Genomic DNA, 5,092 nt, shown 5'->3' with positions numbered 1-5,092 from the left:
ATGGACCCCCTCGGCCCAGCCATGGCCCAGCTCCTGCTCGAGCGTCCTGCCGGTGAACTCCAGCCAGGGCTTGTTGAACCAGTCGCACTGCTTGTCCAGCCCGGCCCGCCAGATCATCACCGGCGCATGGTCGGCCAGCAGCCGGAACCGGCGCTCGCTGACCGCTAGCGCTGCCTCCAGATCTACCTGCGACTTGGCCTGCTCCATCCATCTCTCGCCAAGAAAATGTTCGCTCGAAATCGGTTACCAGTACCCGGCTGCCGAAGCCATGCCCGCTCCCCCGGCCCCGTGGCCCAGCATGAAGGGACAAAGCCGCGAGCAGCCTGGCGCGCATCACCGACCGGAAGAATGCCGGGAGCATGAAACGTCCGGCAGGGCCGTCGGTGCCCTGCCAGCGCATCCTGGCCCTGCCATGCCCCGCATTAGCGGGAGCCCACGACCCGGTAGCTGCCGGCATTGTCGCCGAAGGTACCGGGCACATCATTGTAGGTACCTGAGTGTGTCTGGCAGATATTACTCCAGTGGCACGTGGTGAGGCGACTGGGTCAACATGTACGACCAGATGCTGCCGATCTGCCTGATCCCGCCGGCATGAGCTCATCAGGCAGGAGTGGAAGAAATGGCTGTCATTCTTGGAACGGTCGGTAATGACGAGCTGGAAGGCACCTCCGACAACGACGTGATCGACGGTCTTCTCGGCCGCGACGTCCTGTTCGGGTGGTAGGGCGACGATGTGCTGCACGGCGGTCGGGGAGACGACACGATCCGGGGGCGCAGGATCGGATCTGATCCTCGGTGGAGGTGGCTTCGATCGGGTCTTCGCAGGTGAGCGGGGAATAGCCTCAAGCGCTTCCAACCATCTCTATGGCCAGGTCGGCAATGATCTTCTCGTAGGAGAGATCTTCTCGTAGGAGATCGGGGCGACGATTTCCTCGACGGCGGGCAGGGCGACCACGCGTTGGACGGCGGGCTCGGTAGCAACCAGGTCTTCGGCCGGGACGGCAACGACCTGCTCTACGGCTGAACTCCCACTGGTACCGTGGCGGTGGCAGTACCACCTTCACCGACTTCACCCGCGGCGAGGACAGGATCGGCTTGGTCGTCTTCCACGAGGAGCTGCCAATCGAGGCCGGCAGCCTGCAGGGCATCATCCTCCGGTTCGACGACTTCGACACCAACGGCGACAGCGTCCTGAACGGCACCGACGAGGGCATCACCTTCCATGGCGGGCTGGTGATCAACCTGGGTGTCGCCCTGCGTGCCGTCGCCCCCTACGAGGTCGCGATCGGCCAGGCGATGCTGCTCAAGCTCATCGGGGTGAGCGAGCTGACGGCCAGCGACTTCGGCGTCTGAACGTCCCGTTGCATGAACCGAGGATCGCGACCCGTCAGAACAGACGGGTCGCGATCTTCGCCGGCGATCATGCTATGATGGAAGGGATGGCTGTCGCGCAGGGCTGTGCAGCAGGTTGTGCACGTCGGCTGAGCGAATCTGCACGAACGAACCCGAGAACGGGTTTTTATCGTTTAATATCAATAGCTTGATTAGTGTCTGGATGCCTGGAGGTGGGTGCGGAAGGCCACTGGTTGGGCCGACAGCCGCGCCCGCCCCTCATATCGTCCTCCGCGCATGCGGGGATCCACCGGCGGACAGCGGCTACGGCGCCGGCTCATCCTCGCCCACCGCATGAGGCCATGCCGCAGCCGGCGTGCGGTGGTTGATCCCCCGGTCGGAGCCGGGGGATGACCTGAGAGGGCGGGGGATGAGTGGGGAAAGGAACCCCCAGGAGGCTCAGGCTCGCACCGTCTCCAGGCCCTGCCAGTCGAACTCGATGCCGTGGCCCGGATCGTCCGGGGCAATCGCGAAGCCGTCCTCGATCTGCAGCGGCCGGGCGATGAAACGCTCCAGGCCGAAGCCGTGCGCCTCCAGGAAGGAGCGGTTGGGGGCGGCGGCGAGCAGGTGCACGGTGACGTCGTGGGCGCCGTGCGAGGTGACCGGCAGGTTGAACGCCTCGGCCAGGTGGGCGATCTTCATGAACGAGGTGATGCCGCCGCAGTTGGTCACGTCCGGCTCGGGGAAGGTGACGCCGCCGGACGCGATCAGGTGGCGGAACTCCCAGAGCGTGCGCAGGTTCTCACCGGCCGCGATCGGCAGGCCGCCCTCGCGCACCACCCTTGCGTGGCCCGCCACGTCGTCGGGCGAGATCGGCTCCTCCAGCCAGGTTAGGTCATAAGGCTGGAACGCGCGCGCCGCCCGGATCGCCTCGTCGGCGGTCCACTTCATGTTGGCGTCCACCATGAGCGGGAAGCCGTCGCCCAGGTGCCGGCGCATCGCGGCGATCCGCTCGACGTCCTCGGATAGGAGCTTGCGCCCGACCTTCATCTTGATGGCTCGGAAGCCCTTGGCGAGGTTGCCCTCGGTCTGCTTCAGCAGGTCGTCCAGCGGCAGGTAGAGGTCGATGCCGCCGGCATAGCAGGGCACCTTCGGGTCGTTGCCGCCGAGCAGCTTCCAGAGCGGCTGGCCGGCACGCTTGGCCTTGAGGTCCCAGAGCGCCATGTCGAAGGCGGACAGCGCCAGCACGGTGGGGCCGCCACGGCCGCCATAATGCAGGTCCCACCAGAGCCGGTTCCACAAGAACTCGATCCGGTCGGCATCCTCGCCGGCCACCAGCTCCGCGATCTCCCGAGCCAGCACGTCGTGGATCGCACCGCCGTTGCGGCCGACCGTGTAGCTGTAGCCGACCCCCTCGGCACCGTCCGCGTCGGTGACACGCACGGTCAGGAGCTCGAAGTCGCGCATCACGCCATGGGTGCTGTCGGTGAGCGCGGTGGGCAGGGGGATCCGGTAATAGCCGGGCTGCACCGACCTGATCGCGGGCATGGGACGGTCCTTCCAGTCAAAGGGTAGGGAGGTTCAGCCGGTTGCTTCGCGGCCCACCAGCTTGGCCTGCAGGATCACGACCAGGAGCAGGAACAGGCCGCGGATTACCGACTGCCAGTAGGCGGACAGGCTGATCCAGCCGAGGCCGTTCTCGAAGTTGAGGATGTTGAAGATCAGGCCGAGCAGGAGGGCACCCGCCAGCGTAGACTCCACCGAGCCCTTGCCGCCGGTGAGCAGCGTGCCGCCCACCACCACGGCGGCGATCGCAAACAGCTCCCAGCCCACGCCCTCGATCGGCTGGCCGGCGCCGAACTGGGCGGCCAGGATCACCCCGGCCAGGCCTGCCAGCAGGCCGCTGCCGGCATAGACCAGGAACTTCACCCGGTCGGCGGGCAGGCCCATCATCCGGCTGGCATCCTCGTTGCCGCCGACCGCCAGCACGCTGCGGCCGAACGCGGTGAGGTTCAGGATGATCGAGCCCAGCACATAGGCGATGGCCGCGATCCAGGCCGGGATCGGAAAGCCCAGCAGGTCACCCTGGCCCAGCTCGACGAAGGCCGTGTCATAGGACACCGAGACCGACTGGTTGCCGGCCAGCAGGAGGCCGGTGCCGCCGGCCGCCAGCATGGTAGCGAGCGTGGCGATGAAGGGCACGATCTGGAGGCGGGTGATCAGGATGCCGTTCAGGATGCCGGCGACGAGACCCGCCGCCGCGCCGGCCAGCAGCCCTGGGATCAGCCCGAACGGCGAAGCGAGGGCTGCCACCACGCTCGACATCGCCGCCACCGCGCCAACCGACAGGTCGATCCCGCCCGACATGATGACGAACGCCATGCCGAGCGCCACCAGCGCGAACATCGAGGTGTAGCGCAGGAAGGAGAGGATGTTGTAGCTGCCGAGGAAGTTGTCGTAGCGCGCCCAGCCGAACAGGATCAGCAGCAGGAGGGCGGCGATCACGCCATAGCGGCCGACCAGGACCAGGAGCGGCACGCGGCTGGTGAGGGATCTGGTCATGCGCTCTTGCGACCCTGCTGCAGCCAGACCGCCAGCACGATCAGCCCGGCCTTGGCGACCAGTGCCGCGGAATCGGGCACGCCATTGGCGAGCAGCGTGTAGCGGACGAGCTGGATGATCAGGGCGCCCAGGAGCGTGCCGGTGATCGAGGCGCGCCCGCCGGCCAGCAGCGTGCCGCCGACCGCCACCGCGGCGATCGCGTCCAGCTCCATGCCCAGTCCGATCAGGTTGGCGTCCGAGGCGGAGTTGATCGCGATCACCACGAGGCCGGCCAGGCCGGCGCACAGGCCCGAGATCAGGTAGACGCGGCGCTTGACGCTCGCGACCGGGATGCCAGCCAGACGCGCGGCCTGCTCATTGCCGCCGACCGCCAGGATCTGCCGGCCGAACAGGGTCCGGCGCAGCATCCAGGCGGCGCCCGCCACTAGGATCAGCATCAGAATCACCTGGACCGGGATGCCGAACAGCCGGCTAAGGCCGATCACCTGGAACTCGGGGTTGCGAAAGACCTGCAGGTTGCCGTTGGTGACGACCTGGGCGATGCCGCGCCCGGCGATGAACAGGACCAGCGTCGCGACGATCGGCTGGATCCGGTAGCGGGTGATCAAAAAGCCGTTGAACCAGCCGAAGGCGCCCGCGACCAGCACCGGCAGGACGAAGGCCAGCGCCACGGCCAGCAGCGGATGGGGCATGGGCAGGATCTGGCCCAGCAGGATCAGGGGCGCGAGTGCCCCCGAGATCGCCATCAGCGAGCCCACCGACAGGTCGATGCCGCCAGTCGCAATCACCAGCGTCATGCCGACCGCCACGATCACGATCGCCGCCACCTGAGTCAGGTTGACGTTGAGCGTCTGCCAGGAAACGAAGTTTGGCGTGAAGGCTAGGTTGAACAGCAGCAGAAGGATCAGGCCTACCAGCGCGCCGTGGCGGGCCAGGAGCTGCCCCAGACCGCCGGTGGTGCGGGCAGGACTGGCCGGGTGGACCAGCGAGGCATCAGCCATGGCCGTACTCCCTGGAGTCGTGGGCGCCATGCGCCATGGCCGCCAGCAGCTCGGTCTCGTTCAGGTCCTGGCCGGCGAGCTCGGCCACCGTCTGCCCTTCGCGCAGGACATAGGCGCGGTCCGAGCCCTCGATGATCTCCTCGACCTCGGAGGAAACCATCAGCACTGCCAGCCCGTCCTTGGCGAGCTCGCCGATC

General features: G+C 67.3%; 7 protein-coding genes and 4 pseudogenes. 5 read left to right on the top strand and 6 right to left on the bottom strand.

The genetic code is table 11. From position 1 onward, the window contains the following. Together EQG76_RS13455 and EQG76_RS33465 are read right to left on the bottom strand one after the other, a co-directional pair. A partial coding sequence (locus EQG76_RS13455; RefSeq protein ID WP_159714128.1) for a PAS domain-containing protein occupies positions 1-207 on the bottom strand: 207 nt, incomplete at its 3' end. Positions 208-422: 215 nt separating this feature from the next. Further along, a complete protein-coding gene (locus EQG76_RS33465; protein ID WP_159714129.1) occupies positions 423-512 on the bottom strand; it encodes a LecA/PA-IL family lectin in 90 nt (29 codons plus the stop codon). A gap of 107 nt (positions 513-619) precedes the next feature. On the opposite strand from EQG76_RS33465, the gene EQG76_RS13445 reads away from it, so the two are divergent. The 5 genes and pseudogenes from EQG76_RS13445 (at position 620) to EQG76_RS13430 (ending at position 1,353) form a co-directional block, all read left to right on the top strand. Next, positions 620-724: a hypothetical protein gene (locus EQG76_RS13445; protein ID WP_159714126.1), complete on the top strand. Its 105-nt coding sequence runs from the start codon at positions 620-622 to the stop codon at positions 722-724. Then, positions 725-772 (top strand): annotated as a pseudogene (locus EQG76_RS33460) (hypothetical protein); the annotation flags it as partial. Beyond that, positions 771-911: pseudogene (locus EQG76_RS33455) on the top strand (calcium-binding protein); the annotation flags it as partial. The pseudogenes EQG76_RS33460 and EQG76_RS33455, both read left to right, overlap by 2 nt. Then, positions 908-1,024: pseudogene (locus tag EQG76_RS33450) on the top strand (calcium-binding protein); the annotation flags it as partial. The pseudogenes EQG76_RS33455 and EQG76_RS33450, both read left to right, overlap by 4 nt. Before the next feature lie 71 nt (positions 1,025-1,095). Then, positions 1,096-1,353: a hypothetical protein gene (locus EQG76_RS13430; RefSeq protein WP_159714122.1), complete on the top strand. Its 258-nt coding sequence runs from the start codon at positions 1,096-1,098 to the stop codon at positions 1,351-1,353. 438 nt (positions 1,354-1,791) lie between these two features. On the opposite strand, the gene EQG76_RS13425 is transcribed toward EQG76_RS13430, so the two are convergent. From EQG76_RS13425 to EQG76_RS13410, 4 genes and pseudogenes are all read right to left on the bottom strand, one after another. Then, positions 1,792-2,880, bottom strand: a complete 1,089-nt coding sequence (locus EQG76_RS13425; protein WP_159714120.1) for a mandelate racemase/muconate lactonizing enzyme family protein — start codon at positions 2,878-2,880, stop codon at positions 1,792-1,794. Positions 2,881-2,913: 33 nt separating this feature from the next. Further along, positions 2,914-3,894, bottom strand: coding sequence for an ABC transporter permease (locus tag EQG76_RS13420; protein WP_159714118.1), 981 nt, complete (start codon positions 3,892-3,894; stop codon positions 2,914-2,916). Continuing rightward, positions 3,891-4,895 (bottom strand): ABC transporter permease, encoded by a 1,005-nt coding sequence (locus EQG76_RS13415; protein ID WP_159714116.1) that lies wholly within the window; start codon positions 4,893-4,895, stop codon positions 3,891-3,893. The genes EQG76_RS13420 and EQG76_RS13415 overlap by 4 nt, the downstream gene beginning before the upstream one ends. Then, positions 4,888-5,092: pseudogene (locus EQG76_RS13410) on the bottom strand (ABC transporter ATP-binding protein); the annotation flags it as partial. The gene EQG76_RS13415 and the pseudogene EQG76_RS13410, both read right to left, overlap by 8 nt.

Origin of the sequence: Geminicoccus flavidas, from assembly GCF_009806515.1 — a bacterium.
Lineage (GTDB): Bacteria > Pseudomonadota > Alphaproteobacteria > Geminicoccales > Geminicoccaceae > Geminicoccus > Geminicoccus flavidus.
This window is presented reverse-complemented; position numbering and strand designations above follow the sequence as displayed.